At 63.4% G+C, this 22,803-nt stretch carries 29 protein-coding genes; 18 read left to right on the top strand and 11 right to left on the bottom strand.

Annotation, left to right across the window (positions count from 1 at the left end; translation table 11 throughout):
- Positions 1-11: 11 nt before the first annotated feature.
- The 5 genes from NLM32_RS37985 to napE are packed head-to-tail and all read right to left on the bottom strand — an operon-like array spanning position 12 to position 4,173.
- Positions 12-653, bottom strand: coding sequence for a NapC/NirT family cytochrome c (locus NLM32_RS37985; RefSeq protein WP_254133800.1), 642 nt, complete (start codon positions 651-653; stop codon positions 12-14).
- Positions 650-1,120, bottom strand: a complete 471-nt coding sequence (locus NLM32_RS37980) for a nitrate reductase cytochrome c-type subunit (protein ID WP_254133799.1) — start codon at positions 1,118-1,120, stop codon at positions 650-652. Before NLM32_RS37980 ends, NLM32_RS37985 begins: the two co-directional genes overlap by 4 nt.
- On the bottom strand, positions 1,117-3,630 hold the full coding sequence (napA, locus tag NLM32_RS37975) for a nitrate reductase catalytic subunit NapA (protein WP_254133798.1): 2,514 nt from the start codon (positions 3,628-3,630) through the stop codon (positions 1,117-1,119). The genes NLM32_RS37980 and napA overlap by 4 nt, the downstream gene beginning before the upstream one ends.
- A gap of 17 nt (positions 3,631-3,647) precedes the next feature.
- Positions 3,648-3,962: a chaperone NapD gene (locus NLM32_RS37970; RefSeq protein WP_254133797.1), complete on the bottom strand. Its 315-nt coding sequence runs from the start codon at positions 3,960-3,962 to the stop codon at positions 3,648-3,650.
- A 25-nt stretch (positions 3,963-3,987) separates the two neighbouring features.
- Positions 3,988-4,173, bottom strand: coding sequence for a periplasmic nitrate reductase, NapE protein (gene napE, locus NLM32_RS37965; RefSeq protein WP_254133796.1), 186 nt, complete (start codon positions 4,171-4,173; stop codon positions 3,988-3,990).
- Positions 4,174-4,394: 221 nt separating this feature from the next.
- Here napE and NLM32_RS37960 point away from each other — a divergent pair, with 221 nt between their 5' ends.
- The 7 genes from NLM32_RS37960 (at position 4,395) to NLM32_RS37930 (ending at position 10,560) form a co-directional block, all read left to right on the top strand.
- Positions 4,395-5,612 (top strand): helix-turn-helix domain-containing protein, encoded by a 1,218-nt coding sequence (locus NLM32_RS37960; protein WP_254135518.1) that lies wholly within the window; start codon positions 4,395-4,397, stop codon positions 5,610-5,612.
- Positions 5,613-5,686: 74 nt separating this feature from the next.
- Entirely contained in the window at positions 5,687-6,892 is a 1,206-nt protein-coding gene (locus NLM32_RS37955) for an LLM class flavin-dependent oxidoreductase (RefSeq protein ID WP_254133795.1), read from the top strand.
- 10 nt (positions 6,893-6,902) lie between these two features.
- A complete protein-coding gene (locus tag NLM32_RS37950; protein ID WP_254133794.1) occupies positions 6,903-7,256 on the top strand; it encodes a DUF2200 domain-containing protein in 354 nt (117 codons plus the stop codon).
- Positions 7,257-7,270: 14 nt separating this feature from the next.
- Positions 7,271-8,059: a helix-turn-helix transcriptional regulator gene (locus NLM32_RS37945; protein WP_254133793.1), complete on the top strand. Its 789-nt coding sequence runs from the start codon at positions 7,271-7,273 to the stop codon at positions 8,057-8,059.
- 113 nt (positions 8,060-8,172) lie between these two features.
- Positions 8,173-8,715, top strand: coding sequence for a GDSL-type esterase/lipase family protein (locus NLM32_RS37940; RefSeq protein WP_254133792.1), 543 nt, complete (start codon positions 8,173-8,175; stop codon positions 8,713-8,715).
- Between the two features lie 135 nt (positions 8,716-8,850).
- On the top strand, positions 8,851-9,831 hold the full coding sequence (locus NLM32_RS37935; protein WP_254133791.1) for an ABC transporter substrate-binding protein: 981 nt from the start codon (positions 8,851-8,853) through the stop codon (positions 9,829-9,831).
- Between the two features lie 102 nt (positions 9,832-9,933).
- Positions 9,934-10,560, top strand: a complete 627-nt coding sequence (locus NLM32_RS37930; RefSeq protein ID WP_254133790.1) for a LysE family translocator — start codon at positions 9,934-9,936, stop codon at positions 10,558-10,560.
- 159 nt (positions 10,561-10,719) lie between these two features.
- Here NLM32_RS37930 and NLM32_RS37925 read toward each other — a convergent pair whose 3' ends face one another.
- Complete coding sequence (locus NLM32_RS37925) at positions 10,720-10,956, bottom strand: DUF6894 family protein (protein ID WP_254133789.1); 237 nt, start codon at positions 10,954-10,956, stop codon at positions 10,720-10,722.
- A 112-nt stretch (positions 10,957-11,068) separates the two neighbouring features.
- Entirely contained in the window at positions 11,069-11,341 is a 273-nt protein-coding gene (gene rpsU, locus NLM32_RS37920; RefSeq protein WP_254133788.1) for a 30S ribosomal protein S21, read from the bottom strand.
- A 434-nt stretch (positions 11,342-11,775) separates the two neighbouring features.
- Between rpsU and NLM32_RS37915 the strand changes: the two genes are divergently transcribed.
- The 3 genes from NLM32_RS37915 (at position 11,776) to NLM32_RS37905 (ending at position 12,601) form a co-directional block, all read left to right on the top strand.
- Positions 11,776-11,985 (top strand): cold-shock protein, encoded by a 210-nt coding sequence (locus NLM32_RS37915; protein ID WP_254133787.1) that lies wholly within the window; start codon positions 11,776-11,778, stop codon positions 11,983-11,985.
- A 95-nt stretch (positions 11,986-12,080) separates the two neighbouring features.
- Positions 12,081-12,323, top strand: coding sequence for a transcriptional regulator (locus tag NLM32_RS37910; protein ID WP_254133786.1), 243 nt, complete (start codon positions 12,081-12,083; stop codon positions 12,321-12,323).
- Positions 12,324-12,376: 53 nt separating this feature from the next.
- The gene (locus NLM32_RS37905; protein WP_254133785.1) at positions 12,377-12,601 is read left to right on the top strand and encodes a hypothetical protein; all 225 of its coding nucleotides are present in this window, start codon (positions 12,377-12,379) and stop codon (positions 12,599-12,601) included.
- Here NLM32_RS37905 and NLM32_RS37900 read toward each other — a convergent pair.
- The 3 genes from NLM32_RS37900 to NLM32_RS37890 all read right to left on the bottom strand — a co-directional run bounded on the left by NLM32_RS37900 (position 12,557) and on the right by NLM32_RS37890 (position 13,381).
- Positions 12,557-12,808, bottom strand: coding sequence for a hypothetical protein (locus tag NLM32_RS37900; protein ID WP_254135577.1), 252 nt, complete (start codon positions 12,806-12,808; stop codon positions 12,557-12,559). The genes NLM32_RS37905 and NLM32_RS37900 overlap by 45 nt on opposite strands.
- A gap of 163 nt (positions 12,809-12,971) precedes the next feature.
- Complete coding sequence (locus NLM32_RS37895; protein ID WP_254133784.1) at positions 12,972-13,145, bottom strand: DUF3606 domain-containing protein; 174 nt, start codon at positions 13,143-13,145, stop codon at positions 12,972-12,974.
- Positions 13,133-13,381: a hypothetical protein gene (locus NLM32_RS37890; RefSeq protein WP_254133783.1), complete on the bottom strand. Its 249-nt coding sequence runs from the start codon at positions 13,379-13,381 to the stop codon at positions 13,133-13,135. The genes NLM32_RS37895 and NLM32_RS37890 overlap by 13 nt, the downstream gene beginning before the upstream one ends.
- A gap of 836 nt (positions 13,382-14,217) precedes the next feature.
- Between NLM32_RS37890 and NLM32_RS37885 the strand changes: the two genes are divergently transcribed.
- The 8 genes from NLM32_RS37885 (at position 14,218) to NLM32_RS37850 (ending at position 21,374) form a co-directional block, all read left to right on the top strand.
- Positions 14,218-15,384 carry a cytochrome P450 gene (locus tag NLM32_RS37885; protein WP_254133782.1) on the top strand — a complete coding sequence of 389 codons (1,167 nt, stop codon included), beginning with the start codon at positions 14,218-14,220 and terminating at the stop codon, positions 15,382-15,384.
- Positions 15,385-15,751: 367 nt separating this feature from the next.
- The gene (locus tag NLM32_RS37880) at positions 15,752-16,702 is read left to right on the top strand and encodes a sulfonate ABC transporter substrate-binding protein (RefSeq protein ID WP_254133781.1); all 951 of its coding nucleotides are present in this window, start codon (positions 15,752-15,754) and stop codon (positions 16,700-16,702) included.
- A 38-nt stretch (positions 16,703-16,740) separates the two neighbouring features.
- A complete protein-coding gene (locus tag NLM32_RS37875) occupies positions 16,741-17,694 on the top strand; it encodes a sulfonate ABC transporter substrate-binding protein (RefSeq protein ID WP_254133780.1) in 954 nt (317 codons plus the stop codon).
- Positions 17,691-18,869 carry an FMNH2-dependent alkanesulfonate monooxygenase gene (gene ssuD / locus NLM32_RS37870; protein WP_254133779.1) on the top strand — a complete coding sequence of 393 codons (1,179 nt, stop codon included), beginning with the start codon at positions 17,691-17,693 and terminating at the stop codon, positions 18,867-18,869. The genes NLM32_RS37875 and ssuD overlap by 4 nt, the downstream gene beginning before the upstream one ends.
- The gene (ssuC, locus tag NLM32_RS37865; protein ID WP_254133778.1) at positions 18,866-19,672 is read left to right on the top strand and encodes an aliphatic sulfonate ABC transporter permease SsuC; all 807 of its coding nucleotides are present in this window, start codon (positions 18,866-18,868) and stop codon (positions 19,670-19,672) included. Before ssuD ends, ssuC begins: the two co-directional genes overlap by 4 nt.
- A 7-nt stretch (positions 19,673-19,679) precedes the next feature.
- Positions 19,680-20,519, top strand: coding sequence for an ATP-binding cassette domain-containing protein (locus NLM32_RS37860; protein WP_254133777.1), 840 nt, complete (start codon positions 19,680-19,682; stop codon positions 20,517-20,519).
- Positions 20,520-20,551: 32 nt separating this feature from the next.
- On the top strand, positions 20,552-21,133 hold the full coding sequence (locus NLM32_RS37855; protein WP_254133776.1) for a flavin reductase family protein: 582 nt from the start codon (positions 20,552-20,554) through the stop codon (positions 21,131-21,133).
- Positions 21,134-21,218: 85 nt separating this feature from the next.
- Positions 21,219-21,374 (top strand): hypothetical protein, encoded by a 156-nt coding sequence (locus tag NLM32_RS37850; protein ID WP_254133775.1) that lies wholly within the window; start codon positions 21,219-21,221, stop codon positions 21,372-21,374.
- A gap of 116 nt (positions 21,375-21,490) precedes the next feature.
- Here NLM32_RS37850 and NLM32_RS37845 read toward each other — a convergent pair whose 3' ends face one another.
- Positions 21,491-22,639 carry a M20 family metallopeptidase gene (locus NLM32_RS37845; RefSeq protein WP_254133774.1) on the bottom strand — a complete coding sequence of 383 codons (1,149 nt, stop codon included), beginning with the start codon at positions 22,637-22,639 and terminating at the stop codon, positions 21,491-21,493.
- Positions 22,640-22,803: the final 164 nt, after the last annotated feature.

Here is a 22,803-nt window from a genome sequence, read left to right as displayed (position 1 = left end):
CGCCCGCGGCCCTATTGCCAGCCCGGCACGCCACGCATGTCGGGCAGATGGTGGGCGATGCCCTTGTGGCAGTCGATGCAGGTCTTTTCGCCGGTGAACAGGAAGCGCTGATGCGCCACCGAGGCCCGCGGCGACTGCTTTGTGATGTCCATGGAATCGGCGCTGTGGCAGTTGCGGCATTCCAGGGAATCATTGGCCTTGAACCGCGCCCATTCATGCGCGGCGAGCTCGAGCCGGTGATCCAGGAATTTCTCCCTTGTGTCGATCGTGCCAAAAATCTTGCCCCAGACTTCCTTGGAGGCCTGCATCTTGCGCGCGATCTTGTCGGTCCAGTTGTGCGGCACGTGGCAATCCGGGCAGGTCGCGCGCACGCCGGAGCGGTTGGTGAAGTGGATGGTCGACTTCAGTTCGGCGAACACGTTGTCCTTCATCTCGTGACAGCCGGTGCAGAACTTCTCGGTGTTGGTCAGTTCCAGCGCGGTGTTGAAGCCGCCCCAGAAGATCACGCCGGCGGCGAAGCCTGCGAGCACCAGCGTGCCGAGCGCGAACACGGTGCTCGGCCGCGACAGCACGCCCCACAGCTCGAGCGCGAAATCCCAGCAACGCAGGATGAAGCCGCGCTTGGCTTTTGGCTCGTCAGCAGTCGTCGTCATCGCCGGCCACCCGGACTTGCGCGTGACAGCAAGGTATCGATATCCGTGAAATCGTTGCTCACCGGCGGCACCGCGGTGTTCTGCGGCACGTGGCATTCGGTGCAGAAGAAGCGGCGCGGCGAGATCGAGGCCAGGAACTGGCCGTCGCGGTCCATGAAGTGGGTGATCGAGACCATCGGCGCCTGCGATTCCGCGGTGCGCGCCCGCGCGTGGCAGGACAGGCATTTGTTGCCGTTGAGGTCGATCTGGTAGCCGTCGATCGTATGCGGGATCACCGGCGGCTGCTCCGGATAGTTGCGCGACTCCCGCTCCGACGTGTTGCGGTTCGGCAGCATCGGCGGCGCCGGGCCTTCGTCGTTGAGGGGCGTCGGGCCGCGCAGGCCCGAATTCACCGTCTGCGCGGTCAGCGAACTTGCGCCGGCTGCGATCGCGCAGGCGAGCAGGGCTATGCCGAGGCGTTTCATCATGACACGTTCACCCGCTCGATGCGCACGGCGCATTTCTTGTAGTCGGTCTGCAACGAGATCGGATCGGTGGCGTCGAGCGTCACCTTGTTGATCAGCTTGGACTCGTCGAACCACGGCACGAACACGAGTCCCTTCGGCGGCCGGTCGCGGCCGCGGGTCTCGACGCGGGCGCGGATGAAGCCGCGGCGCGAGACCACCTTCACCTCGTCGCCGCGGCGAAGCTTTGCCTCCGCGGCGTCGTCCGGATGCATGAAGCAGACGGCTTCGGGGAATGCCTTGTAGAGCTCGGGCACGCGGCGCGTCATGGTGCCGGAATGCCAGTGCTCCAGCACGCGGCCGGTCGAGAGCCAGAACGGGTATTCATTGTCGGGCGATTCCGCCGGCGGCTCGTAGGGCAGCGCGAAGATGCGCGCCCTGCCGTCCGGGTAGCCGTAGAACTGCACGTCGGTGCCCTGCTTGACATAGGGATCGCTGCCCTCGCGGAAACGCCAGCGCGTTTCCTGGCCGTTCACCACCGGCCAGCGCAGGCCGCGCTCCTTGTGATAGCTTTCGAACGGCGCGAGGTCGTGGCCATGGCCGCGGCCGAACGAGGCGTACTCTTCAAAGAGCCCCTTCTGCACGTAGAAGCCGAACGCCTTGGATTCCTCGTTGGCGTAGCCTTCCTCGATCTCCGTAACAGGAAACTTGTCGACCTGGCCGTTCTTGTAGAGCACGTCGAACAGCGTCTTGCCGCGAACCTCCGGTTTCTTTGCGATCAGCTCCTCCGGCCAGACTTCCTCGATCTTGAATCGTTTTGAAAACTCCATGAGCTGCCACAGATCGGACTTGGCTTCGCCCGGCGCCTGCACGAGCTGGTGCCAGAACTGCGTGCGCCGCTCGGCATTGCCGTAGGCGCCTTCCTTCTCCACCCACATCGCGGTCGGCAGGATCAGGTCGGCGGCCAGCGCCGTCACAGACGGATAGGCGTCCGAGACCACGATGAAATTGTCGGGATTGCGGAAGCCCGGATAGGTTTCCTCGTTGGCGTTCGGGCCGGCCTGCAAATTGTTGTTGACCTGCACCCAATAGGCGTTGATCAGGCCGTCCTTCAGCATCCGGCTTTGCAGCACGGCGTGGGCGCCGTTCTTGTCGGGAATGGTGCCCTCGGGCAGCAGCCAGAGATGCTCCGCCTTGTCGCGATGCTCCTTGTTGGTCACGACCATGTCGGCGGGCAGGCGGTGCGAGAAGGTGCCGACCTCGCGCGCGGTGCCGCACGCCGAGGGCTGGCCGGTCAGCGAGAACGGGCTGTTGCCGGGCGAGGAGATCTTTCCGGTCAGGAGATGGATGTTGTAGACGAGATTGTTGCACCAGACGCCGCGGGTGTGCTGGTTGAAGCCCATGGTCCAGAACGAGACCACTTTCGTCTTCGGATCGGCATAGAGCTCGGCCAGCGCCTCCAGGCGATTGAGCGGCACGCCGGACATCTGCGCCGCCTTCTCCAGCGTGTAGTCCGAGACGAACTTGACGTATTCGTCATAGCTCATGTCGGTGGAGTCGTTCGCCTTCGCCGCGCCCGTCGCCTTCTTCTGCAGCGGATGCTCGGGTCGTAATCCATAACCAATATCGGTCTGGCCGCGCCTGAAGATGGTATGGGCGGCAACAAAATCCTTGTTGACGCGTCCGGTTGTGATGATGTGGTTGGCGATGGCGTTGAGGATGTAGAGATCGGTCTGCGGCTTGAACACCATGCCGATGTCGGCGAGATCGAACGAACGATGCTCGAAGGTCGAGAGCACGGCGACGCGGACATGCGGCGCGGAGAGCCGGCGGTCGGCCAGGCGCGTCCACAGGATGGGGTGCATCTCCGCCATGTTGGAGCCCCACAGCACGAAGGCATCGGTGGCCTCGATGTCGTCATAGCAGCCGGCCGGCTCGTCGATGCCGAAGGTGCGCATCATGCCGGCAACGGCCGAGGCCATGCAGTGGCGTGCATTGGGATCGATATTGTTGGTGCGGAAGCCGGCCTTGAACAGCTTTGACGCCGCATAGCCTTCCCAGATCGTCCACTGGCCGGAGCCGAACATGGCGACGCCGTTCGGGCCGCGCTTCTTGAAGGCCTCCTTCCACTTCAATTCCATGATGTCGAAGGCTTCGGTCCACGACACCGGCGTGAAGTCGCCGTTCTTGTCGTATTTGCCGCCCGTCTTGCGCAACATCGGCTGGGTGAGGCGGTCATGCCCGTACATGATCTTGGAGAGGAAGTAGCCCTTGACGCAGTTCAGGCCGCGATTGACCTCGGCCTTGATGTCGCCGTGGGTGGCGACGACCCGGTTGTCCTTGGTCGCGACCATCACCGAGCAGCCGGTGCCGCAGAAGCGGCAGGCGGCCTTGTCCCATTTCAGTTCGGATGCGTCGCGCTCGGCGACGAGATTGGCGGCGAGCGCAGGTGCCGGCATTCCGGCTGCGGCGGCCGCGATGGCGGCGGCCTCGAGCTTCAGCATCTGGCGGCGGTCGAGCTTTGGCGATGTCATGATGGCTCTCCCTGCCGTCAGGTCGTTTCGATGGCGTGAAAGACCAGCGCTGCGGAATAGACGTCTCCCAGCGACTGGATGGTGTTGAGGATGGTGCCGAGGCTGCCGGCGTCCGGCGCTTCGGTCACGACGACGAGTTTTCCGCGCGCGTCGCGGCCATGGATTTCGCAGCCCGGAATCGCGGCGATCTCGGCCTCCAGCGCGGCGAGGCGCTCGGGGCGCGCCTGCACGATGATGCTGGCGATCTCGCAGCCCGGCGGGGGGATGACGCGCTCGGTGCTGAGCACCCGGCCGGTGATCAATGCACGGCGGTTGAGAGTGGTGTGGGCCATGATGCCTGTCTTTCGCTTGTCGGGATCAATGCGGGGAGGAGGGTGGGCCCGGAGGGCCGGCGAACATCTGGTAGATCCAGACGCCAAGCCCGTAAGAGCCGACCGTTCCGACCGCGAGGACGGGCATCACGACTGCGGTCAGGAACAGGAACGCAAAGATCTCCATGCGCTTACGGCGCACGCGCGACATCGTGTCGTCAGGGGCCGACATATTCGGTCTCTCTGAAATGGTCTGGGGAATCGGGACGGCATCCGGGCCGTTGCCTTGGTGCACTTTAGATGCAACAGGGCGGCTGACGCGTTGATCTGGATCAACCGATCAAGTTGCGATCGTCGCAGCCGCCAAACCGGAAAACGCCAAGGCCGCAAGCGCAAGTTTGGATTGTGCAAGCGCGAAGGCGATGCGAGAGTTGGGCCCGTGAGCGGAGAACGATCAGTGTGACCGGGCTGACGGCCATCGACCTCGGGTTTCGCGGCGCGGCCAGCGGCGTATTCCTGTTGATCGTCCTGGTGGCGCTGCAGCGCCGTGCCGCCAATCAGAACAGCTTCCTTGGCATCGCCATGTGCGCGGGAGGCATGTTCTATGCGATCGTGACCGCGCCGTCCTTTCCCAAGGCATCCTGGTGGTGGACGATGCCCATCGTGTCCTCGCTCCCCGCCCTCTTCTGGTTATGGGCGCGTGCGGCGTTCGATGACGATTTCATTCTGAGGCGATGGCATGGTGGCCTGTGGCTGGCCGTCGTGGCCCTCGGATTTGCAGTGTCGCTCAGTTTGCCGCAATGGCCCGCTTTGGCCAGGGGCGGCGGCAAGGTCCTGTCGTTGGTCGTCCTCGGGCTCGCGCTGGCCGCCGCGATCCAGACGGTCAAGACATGGCGCGTGGATCTGGTGATGCGCCGGCGCCGGCTGCGGCTGGCGGTGCTCGCGATCAATGTCGTGACCATCGGACTCGTCGCCGTCGCGGCCTTGTCCGATATTCCCGTGGGCGTGCCCGGCGCGTCCGGCAGTCTGCCGACCGCGCTCAGCATGTTCGTGATGGCAACGCTCGCGGCCCTGGGCGTGCTCAGTCCGCCGGTGGCGGCGGTCAGCGACGCCACGGCCGCGATCGCATCCGGCGAGGCGGGAAGGCCGGCGCGAGTCGCCGACCGCGCCGCCGCGGAGCGGGGCGCCGTGGATCCCCAGGTCGTCGTCGATCCCCGGGGCGTGATCGATCCCCGGGTCGTGATCGATCCCCGCGGCGCCATCGATCCCCGGGTGGCTGTCGACCCGATCCTGTTGCGGCGTCTCGATCATCTGATGACCGTGGAACGAGCCTACCGGCAGGAAGGTCTTGCGATCGGCGCGCTGGCGGCGCGGCTCGATGTCCCCGAGCATCGGCTGCGCCGGGCCATCAACGAAGGACTGGGCTATCGCAACTTCAATGCGTTCCTCAATCGCTACCGCATCGAGGATGCCAGGCTGGCGCTATCAGACGCGGCGCAACGAGAGGTGCCTGTACTGACCATCGCGATGGATTCGGGTTTCCAGTCGATCGGACCTTTCAATCGCGCCTTCAAGGCCGAGACCGGCGTCACCCCGACCGAATTCCGCCGTGAGGCGCTGAACCGGCTGGACACCGACTGTGTCCCGCGCGGCGGAATTGCGACTGCGTAGACAGCGCCGCCTCACGCATTAAGATGCCCGCAACAAAAAATAAGCGGGCAAGAAAACTTGGGAGAGACGGCGTCATGAAGTTCGGCATCTTCTACGAGCTGCAACTGCCGCGGCCCTGGGTGGCCGGCGACGAGCTCGCCTTGTACCAGAACGCGCTCGCGCAGATGGAACTCGCCGACCGTCTCGGCTACGACCACGCCTGGGTCGTCGAGCATCACTTCCTTGAAGAATATTCGCACTCGCCGTCGCCCGAGTCGTTCCTCGCCGCCGCGAGCCAGCGCACCAAGAACATCCGGCTCGGCCACGGCATCCTCCAGCTCACTACCAATCATCCGGCGCGCGTCGCCGAGCGCGTTGCGGTGCTCGACCTGCTCTCCAACGGCCGCTGCGAATTCGGCATGGGCGAGAGCGCCTCGATCACCGAGCTGACGCCGTTCGGCCGCGACATGGAGACCAAGAAGGAAGTCTTCGAGGAGGCCGTCGCTGCGATCTTCCCGATGTTCAAGGACGCAGGCGCCGAGCACCACGGCAAGTATTTCGACATCCCCTTGCGCAATGTCGTGCCGAAGCCGGTGCAGAAGCCGCATCCGCCGCTGTGGATGGCCTGCTCGCAGCTGCCGACCATCGAGCGTGCCGGCCGCCACGGCTTTGGCGCGCTCGGCTTCCAGTTCGTCAGTGCCGACGCCGCGCATGCCTGGGTGCACGCCTACTACAACGCCATGACGAAGCGGCTCTCCAAGCTCGCCGACTACGAGATCAATCCGAACATGGCGCTGGTGTCGCTCTTCATGTGCGCCAAGACCGATGAAGAGGCCCGTGCGCGCGCCGACGGCGCCACCTTCTTCCAGTTCGCGCTGCGCTTCTACGGCGCCTCGCAGAACCGCCAGCGTCCCGCGCCCTACACGGTCAACATGTGGGACGAGTACAACAAGTGGAAGCGCGACAATCCGGAGGCGCAGGAGGCGGCCTTGCGCGGTGGCCTGATCGGCTCGCCCGAGACGATCCGCAAGAAGCTCAAGCGCTTTCAGTCATCGCATATCGACCAGGTCATCCTGCTGAATCAAGCGGGCAAGAACAGCCACGAGCACATCTGCGAATCCCTCGAACTGTTCGGCCGCGAGGTGATGCCCGAATTCCAGAACGACCCGGCGCAGGCCGCCTGGAAGAGGAGCGTGATGAGCGGCGAGATCAAGCTGGAAGAGATCGACACCGAGGCCTTCACCGACCGCTACGGCAAGCTCGCCATCAACGTGCCGCCGGCGAAGGCCGCGGCGGGGTAGGGGTGCGCTTGTGGCAAAACACCGGATCTACACGACGAGCTTCGCGAGCGTATATCCGCTTTACGTCGCGAAGGCGGAGAAGAAGGGGCGTTCGAAGGCCGAGGTCGATCAGATCATCTCTTGGTTGACCGGCTATGGTCAGAAGGAGCTGCAAGTCCAACTTGAAAGAAAGACGGACTTTGAAACCTTCTTCGCAGAGGCCCCCGAGATCAATCCCTCGCGCGCCCTGATCAAAGGCGTGGTGTGTGGGGTTCGGGTGGAGGAGATCGAAGAACCAACGATGCGGGAGATTCGCTATCTGGACAAGTTGATCGACGAACTGGCCCGGGGCAAGAAAATGGACCAGATCCTGCGAACAAAGTGATCAGGGAGAAGACGATGCGCATCCGCGAGACGCCCCCAACTTCAGCGGCCGGCGACGTCACGCCGGCGGTGCTCGCCATCGGCCGCGCTGACCTCCCGAACATCCTCATCGACACGCTGCGCCGGCAGGCCGGGGTCGGCCATTGCATGGTGTTTGCACTGACACGCGCGGGCGCTGCGAGCTGTCTGCTCGATGTCGGCAACATCCCGACCGGCGGCGATCTCGGCGCGGCCTATGCCGGGCAGTTCCACGAATCCGATCCCAATCGCGATGCGTTGTTCGAAGGCGAGGGCAGTGCGCCGATCGTGCTGCCGTCCTTCGCGCCGCGCATGTATGGCGCGCGCTACCGCAAGATCTTCTTCAACGACTCCAACATTGTCGACAAATGCGCCACCGCGATCTGGGTCGATGACACCTGCTTCTATGTCAATTTCTACCGCATCACGACCCAGGGCCGTTTCACCGATGCCCAGCGTGCGCGGCTGCAGGCGATCGCGCCGGCGATCGGCGCCAGCGTCGCGCGGCATTTCCAGCAGGCCGCGACTGCGACGCCCGACCAGGATCTCGCCGCGCTGTTCGCGACCCGCGCGCCACTCTCGCTGCTGACGGCGCGCGAGCAGGACGTCTGCCGGCGCATCCTGCTCGGCCTCAGCTCCGAGGCGATCTCGCAAGAGCTCGGCATCAGCCTGCATTCGACCCTGACCTACCGCAAGCGCGCCTATGAGCGGCTCGGCATTTCCGCGCAGAACGAGTTGTTCGGAATCGTGCTGCGGCTGCTCGCGGGGGCCCGTGGCCTGAACTGAGGCTCAATTCGGCGACATCCGCGTACCCCAGCACAGCGGACATGCCGTCGTTGGGAGCCAAGCCGACACGCTTGTCCCCGAGCCGACCTCCGCATTCGCACGATGAGCGATTGATGATAAGCATGCAGCGGAAGTTCATCCCGATCGAGGACACAAAAGTGGCTGCAAAGCTTGGCCGGATCATTGTTCTAGGTGCCTTCGGGGTGCTCACCGCACTTGGCACCGCTCACGCTGCAACCGTCGTGGCCCTCGGAGCCAGCAACACCTTCGGCAAGGGTGTCTCGCGCAGTCAATCCTATCCTGCGCAGCTTGAAACGCTTCTCCGTGCGAGGGGGTTCAACGTCCGTGTCATCAATGCCGGCGTCAATGGTGACACCACGGGAGGCATGCTGGCCCGATTGGATCGCGTGGTCCCGAAAGGAACGAGTGTTGTGATCCTTCAACCCGGCGGAAATGACCGGAGAAAATTGGCCGCCGACAACACGCCTGCCATCCAAAGTCGCCTGAGCGCGATGGGAATCAAGGTTGTCATGCTTCCGAACGGGATGCTGCACGGACTTCCCCATCAGCCTGATGGACAGCATCTCACGCCGGAGGGCTATCACTCGCTGGCACAGGAGCTGGTTGGCGAAGTCGCCGCGGCACTGGGGAAATAGCGCGGCAGGGCGGACCAGATTTGCTGGGGTTGAGTTCTTATTTGACCCAAAGCCGTCCTTCAAAGTTCCCCACCGTGCGGCGACAAGGTGCTAGGCTTCTCCTCCCATAGGCGTGTTCCTTGCTGGGAGGGACGCATGCAACGGCGCGATTTCATCCGCCTTGTTGGGGCTGCAACGGCCTGGCCGCTTGCAGCGCGTGCGCAGCCGCGGTCGAAGCACATCATTGGTGCTGTTCGTGTCCCGAGACGCGGCGAAAGCGCTCATCTTGAGGAGGCATTTCGCAAAGGCCTGGCCCAAACCGGCTACGTTGAGAATCAGAACGTCGTCATAGAATGGCGATATGCAGAGGGTGATTACCAGCGATTGACGGGCATCGTGACCGAGCTGGTCGATCGTCGCGTTGACGTCATCGTGGCGCTTGGCGCAACAACAACGGCGCTCGCTGCAAAGGCTGCCACGCAGACGATACCCATCGTGTTCATGCTAGGGAGCGACCCCATCAAGTTCGGGCTCGTTGCAAGTTTCGGTCATCCAGGCGGAAACATCACGGGAGTTTCCATCCTTCAAGGTCCGGTTGTTACAAAGAGGCTCGATCTTCTGCATCAGCTGATACCCACGGCGAGGACCTTCGCGGTCCTGATCGAGCCGGATAATGCATTCAGCGAGACGGAGCGGTCTGAAGCAGAAGCCGCGGCGCGGACCCTGGGACTGGAGCTGCATGTTGCCAATCCGAAACGTCAGGACGAAATCGATTCTTCATTTCCAGATCTGATTGCCCGAGGCGTCCGTGGGATCATGATTGGAACGGACGCAATCTATTTGGGTCTCTCCCGCCAGATTGCCGCATCGGCCGCGCGGTACGCTGTTCCAACGGTCGCTCAATGGCGCGAGTATCCAGCCGCGGGGGGCTTGATGAGCTACGGGAGCAGCGTCGCCGAGGGGTATCGCCTGGCGGCAACATACGTCGGTCGCATCCTCAACGGCGAAAAGCCGGCCGAAATGCCGGTGCAGCAACCGACCAAGTTCGAATTTGTCATCAATCTCGCGACTGCGAAGGCGCTCCGGCTCACCATTGCGGACAAGATGCTCGCCATCGCCGATGAGGTGATTGAATAATCCGCATCCTTGCGGCGGTGCATCTCCAATCCATTCAGCACTTGCATTGGGAGACCGTGTCTGGCTGGCTCTTGCTCATCAACAGCCAAATCGGAACTCACGATGATCCATTACGATACCTTGCTGACCTACATGGCGGTGGTTCTCGGTCTCTTCCTCATTCCGGGTCCCGCCGTCCTCCTGGTGCTCGCGCGCTCGTCCGTGGGCGGGCATCGCGTCGGAATTGCCACCGGTCTCGGCATTGCCACCGGTGACATGCTTCACACGGCGATGGCCACGCTCGGATTGTCGGCGGTGCTGATGACGTCGGCTCTCGCCTTCAGCCTGGTGAAGTATGCCGGTGCCGGCTACCTCATCTATCTCGGCATCCGCGCATTGATGGAACGAGGCGAAGATCTCAAATTGACGCAGTCGCGTCTGGTCGACGCGCCGCTCGCCTTCCGGCAGGCGGTTCTAGCCGAAGTGCTCAACCCGAAGACGGCGCTCTTCTTCCTGGCTTTCCTTCCGCAGTTCGTTCATCCCGAGCAAGGCTCGGTCGTCGCGCAGCTCGCGGCTCTCGGTCTGGTCTTCGTGATCATGAGCGCCATCTACACGGCGTTGATCGCTCTCGCCGCCGGGCAGGTCGCCGGCCTGCTCGCCCGTCATCGCAGCATCGGTCGCTGGCAAGGCCGCGTCGTCGGGGCGATCTACGTCGGTCTCGGCGTTCGCATGGCCTTGCAGGAGAGGTAGTCCGATCGGATGGATCGCGCTATCCCCTGACGCGCGTCACGCGGGCGTCCGTGGCGTCTGTCCCAATCGCTAGGGACCATCGCGCGAGGGACCGATGCTAGCGTCGCGCGCTACTTCCAGCAGGCCGCGACCGGCTACGACGGGAAAGGGCTCAGTGGATTACTGTGTTACTCTGCTGCGGTTGAAAATGAGCGCTGCTTGAAACACACGCTCAAGATTGGTTCGTACTTCGACGGCAACGTCTCGCTGTTCGTCCATGGGCGCGAGGTCTCGGGCCAGATCAGCTAGTGTCCGAGCCGCTTCGACCTCAGCTTCGCGCTGAGTTTCGCACTCCAGGCCCTCCTCATCGGGATAAAGCCCGGTGTCGTCGCGGATATCGAAATAATAGCGCGTCACCTCGGTGCCTCACTGCATCTCGCACTGCTTCAACATCAGCGGCAACCGGCTGTTCCTTATGACGCGGAGCGCCGCCAGCTGATAGGGACAGAGTGACCGTCGCTTCCTTCCCTTAGCCAGCGGACCCCGTCTGCGGGAGCGGCGGCCTGCGTTCGGGAAGCTTCTTCTTCGGGGGGGCCGGCAGCAAACCTTCCCTGATCGCTTGCTTGCGGGCGAGCTTGCGAGCCCGGCGAATGGCTTCGGACCTTTCGCGTGCCTTTCTCTCCGAAGGCTTCTCGTAGGCACGACGCTGCTTCATTTCGCGGAAAACGCCTTCGCGCTGCATCTTCTTCTTCAGAACACGAAGCGCCTGGTCGACATTGTTATCGCGGACCACGACCTGCATTAGAACTCCCTTGCTGGCTGCAAAATGGAGCGATCCTGCGCGCAGCCAATTGCGCAGGAGTTCGTTGCGAATGAAAGAATGAGGGCGACCGCACATGTCCTCGCCGACCTCGAACGAGCAGTTTTGCTCGTCATGGCGATGCGGTTCACTAGGACCGACGTGACCACTCCCGCGTGAACAAGTCAAACGATAAAGGCCTTCGCGCGTCCCGACGTAGCAGCTTGGAACTGCCCTCGAAGGGCGCTGCAATTGGTGAGCTGAAACAAATTGTCCGGCTTCCTTGTAATATGACGATTGTGATGTATATTCACTCTATTCGATTAGCCGCTGTGCCTTGTTGATCGCGCCCGCGGGCTCCTTTTCCAAAGACATCGACGAAGTTGAAGTCGCCGCGTGATTGTCGCGGAACGCGCTTGTGCGCTTTGGAGAAGAATATGACGACAGGTACGGTTAAGTGGTTCAACGGCCAAAAGGGCTTCGGTTTCATCCAGCCGGACGACGGCAGCAACGATGTGTTCGTTCACATCAGTGCGGTCGAGCGCGCCGGTCTGTCGGGTCTCGCCGAGGGCCAGAAGGTCAATTTCGAGCTCAAAACTGACAAGATGCGGGGCAAGGTCAGTGCCGAAAATCTCTCGCTGGCTTGATCTCGTCGCGCCGTTTCACGGATGTACTGAAGCGGCTATGCTGCCCGCTCGATCCCTGGATTGAGCGGGTTTTGCCTATTTTGAACGGGTGAAGGATGAGCGCCAGAAAATCGGCAGTACCGTCACCTGAAGCGATCGCGCGCGCCGATCGTCAGCGCCTCGCCGTCGAAGAGGGGGTGCGGGCCATCGCGGATGCCGAACGGCAGGCGATCAAGGTGCGCAAGAACATGGCGCGGCTCCGCGAGTTACGCGAGGCCAAGGAAGCCGCGGACGCGGCAGTGGCAGTAACCCTGGCGGCGCCAATTCCCAAAAAGCGCACGAGACGATTGCTGGGATAAACACCCTCGACACTTGTCGACGAATTTGCCGAGGACCGAGTTACAAGCCGGGAGTGCTGACCGTGCCCAGAGCAAAATCGGACGGCGGTGGAACGATTACATTCACCCTTGCGCTGGGCGCAGCGCGACAAATTTGCCGACTTACGACGACGTTTCAGACCGACAAGCAGGCCCTCAGCTATCTGCACAAATATCGGACGGAGTTCGAGCGGATCGCGCGAGCGCGTCTTGCTTCAGGGGAGCTCGAAGACGGAATTGTCGTGCTCACGATGCTCTAGGTCAAGGCTTGCGACAAGGCCGAGCCATTTCGTGGAGGCTTTCGCTGCAGCTTCCCGGGCCAGACGCTCGGCTTTCAAGCGCTCGCGATTCTCGTGAAAGGTTTGCTCCGCCTTAGCGTAGTCGGCGATCGGCTTGGCGTTGCTGATGGTCTTGAAAGCGTTGTCGGCTTCCCGTCGATAGCGGGCATTCACTTCGTTTCTGGTCATTTCTGACCTCCTGAGTGGGGTTGTGTTTCCGCCATGCCGGACGCGGGAAGGTCGAGATTGCGTCACCAGGCCAGCTTGAGAACGCTGACAAGAAGCCCCGACAGGCAAATCGCGAGCGCAACGTCGACAAGGAGGAGCCCGACAGGCATGCCCCGGTTCGGCTTCACCTTGTCAATTCCTTGCGGACCGCAGCGGCAGAATTGCCGACCTTGTTGACGACCTGTTGCCGCTGCGCGCGCGTGATGCCGAGTTCGTGGACCCAATACTTGATCTCATGACCGCGGTTCATGTTGATCTTGCTGCGGTCCGGTTGCGTTCGCTTGGTCAGCACAGCCATATGATATCCCGATCCGGGACGACGGTAGAAATCTTCGCAACTTGCTCCCGGTAGGACGAGATCGCCACGTTTGCCAGCATGAGCCTTCGGCGCTCGCCGGCGCGCAGCTGCCGCTCGATTGAATCCAGGATGATAGTTGCGGACTCCGCAGCGCCTCTCAGCTCGCCGGACTTCTCGAGAAAGTTCCAGGCGATGTCGAACGATTCTTCGAGCGCGCTGATGAGCACCATGGTCATCAACTCTCGCGCACGAGGCCTGTTCCTCTCGCACGATGGCGGCGGTGCTCTGGTTCACGGTCGTCCAGGCGATTTCGCGTCAATGAGGCGCTTGCTGCCACGCAGAAGAGAAACGCTCAAGCTAGGATGGCGTCGGTAGCCCGGGTGACGTCAGCCATTTGTTGACCTCACAGGCAACGTCGATCTGCCGCGCTTTCTGCAAGAGCTCCGCGCGGCGGACGCCAACAGGCATTCCTTCCGCTTGTTGGCGCAAATTGATCGCCTCTTGCATCAGGCGATATTCGAATGTCATTGACTGTTAGGGGGATCCCAGCGCCGGCACTTCAATGCTCCACTATCGGTTGAGCGGGAGCGCAACTCGCGTTCACACCACCGGTAGATGCTGAGGGCCGGACGGTGGCAGTGCGACACTGCGCCTTTGTCCGCCCGATAGCGAACGCTATTCCGGGTTCCTGGCAGGAACCATCTGCAAATCGAGCGGAGTCATCTTCTGGTGGTTCAGGTGCTGGCCCGATGGGGACGGTTCAGTTCGCTGGTGCGTTCACAGGAGGAAGCGGCTTCGTCGGTTGGATTGCAAATTCATGCGTTCGTGAGAGCGCAAGCACCACTATCAAAAAGCCGATCGTGATGATGATCATCCCCCGCATGGGGCCAGCTTAAAGCAAACCCAGCCTGCACCAATATGACCGAAGTCTAAGGCCGATCTTGCTGTCGCTCCGACGACCATCCGACGGATGAGGACGCCCGCCAATGCCGTCCCCATTTCTAGGGACAGACGCCAGCGTCCGAGTTCGCTAGTCTGGCCCGAAGCACACGAGAATTCCGAGGAAGCCGCATTGAGCACCGCGCCGCGCATCGACATCGACCCGGCCGCATTCTGGGCCGACCCGTATCCAACGCTTGCAAAACTGCGCAAGGAGGCGCCGATCGCCTACGTGCCGCAGCTCGGCTCGACGCTTTTGGCGAGCCGCGACGACATCTCGATCTCCGAGAAGCAGATCGACGTGTTCTCCTCGCACCAGCCTGCCGGCCTGATGAACCGGCTGATGGGCCACAACATGATGCGCAAGGACGGCGAGGCGCATCAGGTCGAGCGGCGCGCGATGTTTCCGACGGTGTCACCGAAGACGGTGAAGGCGCACTGGACCGCGCTGTTCCAGGCTCATGCCGACCGCATCATTGACGCCATCGAGCCCGGCCGGATCGATTTCATGCGTGACTTCGCGCTGCCGTTCTCGGGCGAATGCCTGAAGTCGATCACCGGCCTCACCAATATCGGCTTCGCCGACATGGATGCCTGGTCGCAAGGCATGATCGAGGGCATCGCCAATTATGGCGGCGACACGGGCGTCGAGGCGCGCTGCCACGCCGCGACGTCAGGCATTGATGCCGCGATCGACGACATCCTGCCGGTGATGCGTAAGCATCCCGATCAGAGCATTCTCGGCGTGCTGCTCGCCTCCGGCATGCCGATGGCGAGCGTGCGCGCGAATGTCAAACTCGCGATCTCCGGCGGCCAGAACGAACCGCGCAAGGCGATCGCCGGCACGGTGTGGGCGCTGCTGACCCATCCCGAGCAGCTCGCGCTGGTGCGCAAGGGCGAGGTGACCTGGCTCGAGGCGTTCGAGGAATATGCGCGCTGGATCTCGCCGATCGGCATGTCGCCGCGGCGGATTGCAAAACCGTGGTCGATCCGCGACGTCGCGTTCGAGACGGACGAGCGTGTGTTCCTGATGTTCGGTTCCGCCAATCGCGACGAGAAGCATTTCGAGCGTGCCGACCAGTTCGACGTGCGGCGTGATACCTCCAAGAGCGTGGCCTTCGGTGCCGGTCCGCATTTCTGCGCCGGCGCCTGGGCCTCGCGCGCCATGATCGCCGACGTCGCGCTGCCGACGGTGTTTGCGCGTGCCGGGCATATCGAGCTTGCCGATGACGAAGAGGTGCGGATCGGCGGCTGGGCGTTCCGGGGCTTGCAGAATTTGCCGGTGCGATGGCTGCAATAGCCCGGCAAGGCCGTCCATCCCGAGCGCCGCCATCATGCCATCCTGCGCCTGTTTTGCCCGACGCGTCAAGTTAAGTTCGGATAATTCGTAGTCGGGTGCTTTTGCGCGCCCGGCTACTGTGCATGGGGTTGTTTTCGCCTTTTTGTTCCGGCTCCGAGTCAGAGGTCGAACGCGCGAGGCCGTTCACATCCGCGTGCAGAAAAATTCCATCTTCATTCGCTCCGCCGTTTGAAAGATTAATCATGCGCGCTGCCATAGGGGCAGTGTGTGCATCGCTATTTTCCCGCACGTCTCGACAGCTTTCCCGCTCCGCACCATCATTCCACGGACATGAATGATGACGGCCGTACGCGGCCGGGAGTTTGGAATGCTGCGTCGAGATTTTCTGAAACTGTCCGCCGGAACCGCCGCCGCAGCTGCGTTCGCTTCGCGTGCCGGCGCGCAAGGCGCGCTGAAGGAAATTCGTATCGGCTACCAGAAGACCGGCGTGCTGGTCATCACGCGCCAGCGGGCGACTTTGGAAAAACATTTCGCTGCCGTGGGCATCGACGTGAAATGGGTCGAGTTCTCCTCCGGCCCGCCGATGATGGAGGCGATGAATGTCGGCAGCGTCGATTACGGTGCGGTCGGCGATTCCCCGCCGGTGTTCGCCCAGGCCGCGGGCGCGGCGATCGTCTATGCCGCCGGCCAGCCCATCACCAACGGACAGGGCATCCTGGTGCCCAAGGATTCATCAATCCGTTCGATCGCAGACCTGAAGGGCAAGCGCGTCGGCTTCACCAAGGGCTCCAGCGCCCACAACGTCGTGGTGCAGACGCTGGAGAAGGCGGGGCTGACCTACGCCGATATCACCCCGGTCTATCTGACGCCGCCGGACGCCGGCCCCGCCTTTGCCAATGGCAGCATCGAGGCCTGGGCGATCTGGGATCCCTATTTCGCGATCGGCGAGACCAAGCAGAACGGGCGCATCCTGATCAATGCGCGCGAGGTCACCAAGACCAACTCCTTCTACATCGCCAACCGCGAGTTCGCGAAGACCCACGGCGCGATCCTGCAGCAGATCGTCGACGTCACCACCGCGACCGGTCAATGGGCCGAACAGCACCGCGACGAAGTTGCCAAGTCCTTGGCTGCGATCACCGGCGTTCCGCTGGATATCCAGGCCGTCGCGGCCGCTCGCGCGAATTTCGTGATCGGCCCCGTTACGGACGACATCGTCGCGACCCAGCAGGGCGTCGCCGACCGGTTCTACAAGCTCGGCCTGATCCCGAAGCCGATCGTCATCCGCGACATCGTCTGGCGCAGCACGGCGACCTGATCGTGCCAACCAATCTCCCCATTTCAAAAGGTCTGAACATGAGGCGTATCATTCAGCGACTGATTGCGGCGATCGTCCTGTCGATCGGCATCGTCGCGGCTGCGGTCGGCACCTCCTACGGCCAGGACAAGGTGGTGCGCATCGGCTACCAGAAATACGGCAAGCTGGTGCTGCTCAAGAGCAAGGGCACGCTGGAGCCGAAGCTGGCTGCCTCCGGCTACAAGGTGGTGTGGACCGAATTCCCGTCCGGCCCGCCGCTGCTCGAAGCGCTCAATGTCGGCGCGATCGATTTCGGCAACACCGGCGAGGCCCCGCCGATCTTCGCGCAGGCCGCCGGCGCGCCGATCCAGTATGTCGCCTATGAGCCGCCGGCGCCGAAGGGCGAGGCCATCCTGGTGCCGAAGGACAGCCCGCTCAAATCGGTGGCCGATCTCAGGGGCAAGAAGGTCGCGCTCAACAAGGGCTCCAACGTTCACTACCTCCTGGTCAAGGCGCTGGAGAAGGCGGGCGTCAAATACTCCGAGATCGAGCCGGTGTTCCTTGCACCGGCCGATGCGCGCGCCGCCTTCGAGCGCGGCGCGGTCGATGCCTGGGTGATCTGGGATCCGTTCCAGGCCGCCGCGGAAGCCGCGACCGGGGCACGCACGCTGGCTGACGGCACCGACATTGTCGCCAACTATCAGTTCTATTTCTCCTCGAAGAAATTCCTCGATGCCAACCCGAAGGTCGTCGACGTCGTGCTCGCCGAGCTGAGTTCGGTCGACGATTGGGCCAAGGGCGACATCCACGCGGTGGCCGAGCAGCTCGCTCCGGCGATCGGCCTGTCCGTCCCGGTGGTCGAGGTCGCGCTGAAGCGGCAGGCCTACGGCATCAAGCCGCTGACCGATGCCGTCATCGCCGACCAGCAGCAGGTTGCGGATGCGTTCTTCGCGCTCAACCTGATCCCCAAGGCAATCAAGATTTCCGACGTGGCGCGGAGGCCAGGTTCATGAGTAAGACCGCAAGCACGCAATCCAACGCCAACATCCTATGGTTCCTGCCGACGCACGGTGATGGCCGCTATCTCGGCACCGGCATCGGCGGCCGCGAGGTCAATTTCAACTATTTGCGCCAGGTCGCGCAGGCGGCGGACCAGCTCGGCTATTTCGGCGTGCTGTTGCCGACGGGACGGAGCTGCGAGGATTCCTGGGTCGTCGCCTCCTCGGTGGCGCCGTTCACGGAGCGGCTGCGCTATCTCGTCGCTGTCCGACCCGGCCTGCAATCGCCGACCGTGGCGGCGCGCATGACCGCGACGCTCGACCGCATCACCAATGGCCGGCTTCTGATCAACGTCGTCACCGGCGGCGATCCCGTCGAGAACAAGGGCGACGGCATCTTCCTCAGCCATGACGAGCGCTACGAGGTCACCCGCGAGTTCCTCAACGTCTATAGTGATCTGCTGGCCGGCAAGACCGTCAATGTCGAGGGCAAGCACATCCATGTCGAGGACGGCAAGCTGCTGTTCCATCCCGTGCAGTCGCCGCGGCCGCCGCTTTATTTCGGCGGCTCGTCGGATGCCGGCATCGACGTCGCTGTCGACGCCGTCGACAAATATCTCACCTGGGGCGAGCCGCCGGCGCTGGTTGCCGAGAAGGTCGCAAGGGTAAAAGCGGCTGCAGAAGCGCGCGGTCGAAAGCTCTCCTTCGGTATCCGTCTTCACGTGATCGTCCGCGAGACCAATGAAGAGGCCTGGTCGGCCGCCAACGAGTTGATCAAGCATGTCAGCGACGACACCATCGCCACTGCGCAGAAGAACTTTGCGCGCATGGACTCGGTCGGCCAGCAGCGCATGGCGCAGCTCCACGGCGGCAAGCGCGACAAGCTCGAGATCGCACCGAATCTCTGGGCCGGTGTCGGCCTGGTGCGTGGCGGTGCCGGCACGGCGCTGGTCGGCGACGCCCAGACGGTCGCCGCGCGCATCAAGGAGTATCAGGACATCGGCATCGATACTTTCATCATGTCGGGCTATCCGCATCTGGAAGAAGCCTATCGCTTTGCCGAGCTGGTGTTCCCGCTGCTCTCGCTCGATCTGCCGAGCAACGTGACCAAGCTGCACTTCAACGGCGGTCCGTTCGGCGAGACGGTCGGCAGCGATTACCGTCCGCAGCATCGGGTGTCGCAATCATGAGCCTCATCGACAGCGTCTCACTGCCACGCAACTTCCGTCTGCCGCGCGTTGACGGCCTGGTCCATTGGATCGTGCCGCTTGCCATTATTGCGATATGGCAGGTGGCGAGCGTCACCGGCTTCGTGCCGGTACGCGTGCTGCCGGCGCCGAGTGACGTCGCGCTCGCCGGCTGGAAGCTGCTGCTGTCCGGCGAGCTGATCCGCAACATCTGGGTCTCGTTCTGGCGTGCCTCGATCGGCTTCCTGATCGGCGGCAGCATCGGCTTCGCCTTCGGGCTCGCCAACGGCCTGTCGCAGCTGTCCGCAAAACTCACGGACACGACGCTGCAGATGGTACGCAACGTGCCGCATCTGGCGCTGATCCCGCTGGTCATCCTGTGGTTCGGTATCGATGAAAGTGCCAAGCTGTTTCTCGTGGCGCTCGGCGTGTTCTTCCCGATTTACCTCAACACGCTGCACGGCATCCGCACCGTCGACCCGCAGCTGATCGAGATGGGCCGCATCTACGGCATGAGCGACGGCGAGCTGTTCCGCCGCGTCATTTTCCCGGGCGCGCTGCCCTCAATCTTCGTCGGCATCCGTTTCGCGCTCGGCATCATGTGGCTGACGTTGATCGTCGCGGAGACCATCGCGGCGTCCTCCGGCCTCGGCTACATGGCGATGCAGGCGCGCGAGTTCATGCTGATCGACGTCGTCGTGCTCTCGATCCTGATCTATGCCCTGCTCGGCAAGCTCGCCGACAGCGCCTCCCGCGTGCTGGAGCGCCTGACGCTCTCCTGGCACCCCGCTTTCCAGAAACGCTGAGAATCACATGCAAACAGCCCTTCGGACCTCCCTTCCGGAAACCGAGCTCGCCAGCCGCGCCAATTTCGCGCCCGCGGCCCGCGTGACGCGCGAGGAGCGGCCGCTGCATGTGAGTGGTCTGCCGCTCAGCATCCGCGGCCTGCGGAAATCCTTCGGCGACAACGAGGTGCTGCGCGGCATCGATCTGCACATACCGGCCGGCCAGTTCGTTGCCATCGTCGGCAAGAGCGGATGCGGCAAGAGCACGTTGCTGCGCCTGATCGCCGGCCTGGAAAAGATCGACGCCGGCAGCATCAGCTTCGGCGATGCGGCGATCCAGCCGGAGGATATCCGCGTGATGTTCCAGGAGCCGCGGCTGCTGCCCTGGGCGCGGGTACTGTCCAATGTCGAGGTCGGGCTCGGCCGCGATCGTGCATCCGATGATGCGCAGTCGCGTGCGGAGAAGGCGCTCACCGAGGTCGGGCTCGTCGACAAGCGCGATCAATGGCCGTCGGTGCTGTCGGGTGGCCAGAAGCAGCGCGTCGCGCTCGCCCGGGCGCTGGTCTCCCGTCCGCGCGTGCTGGCCTTCGACGAGCCGCTCGGCGCGCTCGATGCGCTGACCCGCATCTCGATGCAGCGGCTGCTGGAGCGGGTCTGGCGCGACCAGGGCTTTACGGCGATCCTGGTGACCCACGACGTCTCCGAGGCCGTCGCGCTGGCGGACCGGGTGCTGGTGATCGACGAGGGCCGCATCGCCCACGATGTCATGGTTAATACCGCCCGGCCGCGTGAACGCGGCTCTGCCGAGCTTGCTGCGCTCGAAGGCTCGATCCTGAGCCACCTGTTGTCAGCGGACGATCGTACCTAGATAAAGAGGAACCCCGTTTCGGGGACCATGCCATGAATGTAGTGCCCCGCGATCTCATGACCGAAACTGCCGTCTCGTCTGCCGATTTCCGCGGCGCCATGCGCCATCTCACCGGCGGCGTCAGTGTCATCACCGCAGGGCGGGGCAAGGACATCACCGGCATGACGGTTACATCCGTAACCTCGCTATCGGTCGACCCGCCGACGCTGATCGTCAGCATCAATCGCGATGCCTCGTCATTTCCGCTGATCCGCCGCCACGGCGCCTTCGGCGTGAACATCCTCGCAGCCGATCAGCTCGATGTGGCCGAACGCTTTGCCGGCAAGGGTGGCCTGAAGGGGGCCGCGCGTTTCGCAGGCAGCACGTGGGTCACGGCGGTCTCCGGCGTTCCGCTGCTGGTCGGCGCCCTGTCTGCCGTCGATTGCGAGGTCGAGGAGATCGTCGAGCGTCACTCGCACGGCATCGTCATCGGCCGTGTCAGGGACATCAAGAATTCAGTGCGGACCGCAGCGCTCGCCTATTGGCACGGTCAGTATGTGGCGGTGGATCAGGACGAGGACGCCGCAAGGCTCGTCGAGGTCAGCGTTCCCGCGCGCAGCAGCCGCGGCGTTTGATCGCCGCGCTCAGGCTGGCCTTTTCTCGCCCATCGCTCTAGAAGCGCCCTGAGCCCTCCCGCCGGGACGGCAACGGAGCGGAACGATGAAGCGCGTCGGGACCTGGGCCTTCTATGCCGTCGGTGCGCTGGCGATCGTCTATCTCGCGCTCTACGCCTATGCGACTTTCCGCGGCCAGCCGTTCGTGCCGGGCGATCCCATCCACATTTTCCGCAAGCCGGATGCGCCGAGCTATTCGTAGGACTCGGGCAGTCTCGTAGGGTGGGCTAAGCGAAGCGTGCCCACCACCTTCATCCAACTGAAACAGATGGTGGGCACGGCGCAAGTGCGCCTTTGCCCACCCTACGGGACCTGCGCTTACCCCCGCAAGATCGCCAGCGCCAGCGCCTGTGCACGCGGCACGATGCTGTCGAGCTCGAGATATTCCTCCGGCGAATGGGCAAGCCCGCCCACGGGGCCGACGCCGCAGATAGTCGGCGTCCCCACCGCGGCGGTGAATCCGGAATCGGCGCAGCCGCCGGAGAACTCGCCCTGCAGCGTGGTGAGGCCGGCCTGCTTTGCGGCGGCCTGATAATTTTCGAACAGCGCCTTCGAGCTCTCGCTCTGCACCACCGGCACGAACTCGCCTTTGATCGTCAGCGTCGCGCTGGTGCCGGGTACATAAGGCGTCGCGATGATGCGTTCGATCTCGGCCATGACGGTGGCACGATCCTTCGGATCGACATAGCGCATGTCGATCTGGCCCTCGGCGTAAGGCGCGGTCGTGTTGACCGACTGGCCGCCCGAGATGAGCCCGACATTGAGCGTGATGCCCTTGGTGAGGTCGGTCAGCGCGTGGATCTGGATGATCTTGTGCGCGAGCTCGCCGATCGCGCTGATGCCGGCGGCGAAATTGGCGCCGGAATGCGCCGCCTTCCCGGTGACGGCCATGTGCATGAAGATGCCGCCCTTGCGGCTGGTGACGACATTGCCGGTGGGGCGGCCCGGCTCGGAATTGAACACGGCGCGCGCAGAGCGTCCCTCACGTTCGATCACCGGCCGCGACGACGGCGAGCCGATCTCCTCGTCCGAGGTGATCAGCAGCTTGATCGGATGCGGGTTGCCGCCGAATTTGTGAAAGGCCGTCGCGACGAAGATGTTCATCACGACGCCGGCCTTCATGTCGGCGACACCGGGCCCGTAGGCGCGCTTGTCCTTGATCGTGAACGGGCGCTTCCCCGCTTCGCCCTTGCCGAATACGGTGTCGCGATGCCCCATCAACAGCACCGGCTTCTCGTTGCTGCCGGGCTTTGCCACGTCCGCGTGGATCGCATCGCCAAACGTGCCGTGGCTCTCCCGGCGCGAGGGAATGCCGTGTTCGGCAAAGTGCCGCTCGAACCGCGCACCGACCGCATCGACGCCTGCCTTGTCATAGGATCCGGAATCGATGTCCACGACGTCGCGCAGCAGATCGATCATCGCCTGCCGCTGCGATGCCAGCCAATCCGTGATTTGAGTCTCCGACATCGTCACTGTTCCCCAACTGATGCGATGCTGCGCTTATAGAGCCCTTGTCGACGATGAGGTAGGCGCCGAACGCGGGCACTCTGCGCAGAATCGCACGTCGGGTAGCGTAGGGGCGGAGTTGTCCAGCCAATTCGGACGCGCGACAGGGCGGATTCCGCCTGACC

The sequence above is a fragment of the Bradyrhizobium sp. CCGUVB14 genome, assembly GCF_024199935.1.
Classification (GTDB): Bacteria; Pseudomonadota; Alphaproteobacteria; order Rhizobiales; family Xanthobacteraceae; genus Bradyrhizobium.
This window is presented reverse-complemented; position numbering and strand designations above follow the sequence as displayed.

Bases quoted from the DNA above. Each gene is read 5' to 3' on its own strand.
- napA (WP_254133798.1), bottom strand. From the start codon at position 3,630: ATGACATCGCCAAAGCTCGACCGCCGCCAGATGCTGAAGCTCGAGGCC.
- NLM32_RS37935 (WP_254133791.1), top strand. From the start codon at position 8,851: ATGCAACGGCGCGATTTCATCCGCCTTGTTGGGGCTGCAACGGCCTGG.
- NLM32_RS37860 (WP_254133777.1), top strand. From the start codon at position 19,680: ATGCAAACAGCCCTTCGGACCTCCCTTCCGGAAACCGAGCTCGCCAGC.
- NLM32_RS37955 (WP_254133795.1), top strand. From the start codon at position 5,687: ATGAAGTTCGGCATCTTCTACGAGCTGCAACTGCCGCGGCCCTGGGTG.
- NLM32_RS37915 (WP_254133787.1), top strand. From the start codon at position 11,776: ATGACGACAGGTACGGTTAAGTGGTTCAACGGCCAAAAGGGCTTCGGT.
- NLM32_RS37890 (WP_254133783.1), bottom strand. From the start codon at position 13,381: ATGACCATGGTGCTCATCAGCGCGCTCGAAGAATCGTTCGACATCGCC.
- NLM32_RS37880 (WP_254133781.1), top strand. From the start codon at position 15,752: ATGCTGCGTCGAGATTTTCTGAAACTGTCCGCCGGAACCGCCGCCGCA.
- NLM32_RS37985 (WP_254133800.1), bottom strand. From the start codon at position 653: ATGACGACGACTGCTGACGAGCCAAAAGCCAAGCGCGGCTTCATCCTG.
- NLM32_RS37970 (WP_254133797.1), bottom strand. From the start codon at position 3,962: ATGGCCCACACCACTCTCAACCGCCGTGCATTGATCACCGGCCGGGTG.
- napE (WP_254133796.1), bottom strand. From the start codon at position 4,173: ATGTCGGCCCCTGACGACACGATGTCGCGCGTGCGCCGTAAGCGCATG.
- rpsU (WP_254133788.1), bottom strand. From the start codon at position 11,341: ATGCAGGTCGTGGTCCGCGATAACAATGTCGACCAGGCGCTTCGTGTT.
- ssuD (WP_254133779.1), top strand. From the start codon at position 17,691: ATGAGTAAGACCGCAAGCACGCAATCCAACGCCAACATCCTATGGTTC.
- NLM32_RS37930 (WP_254133790.1), top strand. From the start codon at position 9,934: ATGATCCATTACGATACCTTGCTGACCTACATGGCGGTGGTTCTCGGT.
- NLM32_RS37945 (WP_254133793.1), top strand. From the start codon at position 7,271: ATGCGCATCCGCGAGACGCCCCCAACTTCAGCGGCCGGCGACGTCACG.
- NLM32_RS37900 (WP_254135577.1), bottom strand. From the start codon at position 12,808: ATGACCAGAAACGAAGTGAATGCCCGCTATCGACGGGAAGCCGACAAC.
- NLM32_RS37980 (WP_254133799.1), bottom strand. From the start codon at position 1,120: ATGATGAAACGCCTCGGCATAGCCCTGCTCGCCTGCGCGATCGCAGCC.
- NLM32_RS37895 (WP_254133784.1), bottom strand. From the start codon at position 13,145: ATGGCTGTGCTGACCAAGCGAACGCAACCGGACCGCAGCAAGATCAAC.
- NLM32_RS37845 (WP_254133774.1), bottom strand. From the start codon at position 22,639: ATGTCGGAGACTCAAATCACGGATTGGCTGGCATCGCAGCGGCAGGCG.
- NLM32_RS37875 (WP_254133780.1), top strand. From the start codon at position 16,741: ATGAGGCGTATCATTCAGCGACTGATTGCGGCGATCGTCCTGTCGATC.
- ssuC (WP_254133778.1), top strand. From the start codon at position 18,866: ATGAGCCTCATCGACAGCGTCTCACTGCCACGCAACTTCCGTCTGCCG.
- NLM32_RS37855 (WP_254133776.1), top strand. From the start codon at position 20,552: ATGAATGTAGTGCCCCGCGATCTCATGACCGAAACTGCCGTCTCGTCT.
- NLM32_RS37850 (WP_254133775.1), top strand. From the start codon at position 21,219: ATGAAGCGCGTCGGGACCTGGGCCTTCTATGCCGTCGGTGCGCTGGCG.
- NLM32_RS37940 (WP_254133792.1), top strand. From the start codon at position 8,173: ATGATAAGCATGCAGCGGAAGTTCATCCCGATCGAGGACACAAAAGTG.
- NLM32_RS37910 (WP_254133786.1), top strand. From the start codon at position 12,081: ATGAGCGCCAGAAAATCGGCAGTACCGTCACCTGAAGCGATCGCGCGC.